1 protein-coding gene is annotated in these 592 nt (G+C 58.8%); it reads right to left on the bottom strand.

Features of this window, described 5'->3' with window-relative positions; genetic code table 11:
* A partial coding sequence (locus E8E78_RS00035; protein WP_280311570.1) for an immunoglobulin-like domain-containing protein occupies positions 1-592 on the bottom strand: 592 nt, incomplete at both ends.

The following is a 592-nucleotide window of genomic DNA, read 5'->3' as shown; positions in this document are numbered from 1 at the left end:
ACCGTCTTTGTTGGTCAGGGTGATGGTGTAGGTGATCTCGCCGCCTTCGGTCACCGAAGGGGTGGCGGTCAGCTTAGCCACAACTTCACTGATACTGTCCGAGATCTCAACGGTAGCCGGGCCACCCAAGGCCAGCTTCTCGAAAGTGGCACCTGGAACGCTAGCGTCGGTAACGCTGAGGGTGATGGAGCCCGCGTCGTGATAGACGTCATCACCCTGAGCCGGGGTCTTGTACTCGACTTCGGTCTTACCGGCTTCGATCGTCACGGTGTCGCCGTTCGACAGAGTGACGGTCAACGGACGGTCCAGCGCCTGGCTTACTTTCACAGTAAAGGAAGGTTGCTGGTCTTCGGTCACATTGCCGTTGCTGACGATGCTTACGGTGACGATATCGACGCTGTCGTTGATGACAGTCGAGGCTGGAGTCGGATTCGGGGTCAGCTGCTCGAAGTTACCGCCGGTGGCGTTTTCGATGGTGACGCTGACGGTCGAGCCGTTGTTGTAGACATCGTTCGCCGGGGTCTGGAAATCGACACTGCCCTGAGTCTTGCCGGCTTCAACGGTGATGGTCTGGCCGTTGGACAGGGTCACG

It is taken from the genome of Pseudomonas sp. BN505 (assembly GCF_029873175.1).
GTDB lineage: Bacteria > Pseudomonadota > Gammaproteobacteria > Pseudomonadales > Pseudomonadaceae > Aquipseudomonas > Aquipseudomonas putida.
The sequence above is the reverse complement of the archived record's forward strand: the minus strand, read 5'-3'. Positions and strand labels throughout refer to the sequence as shown.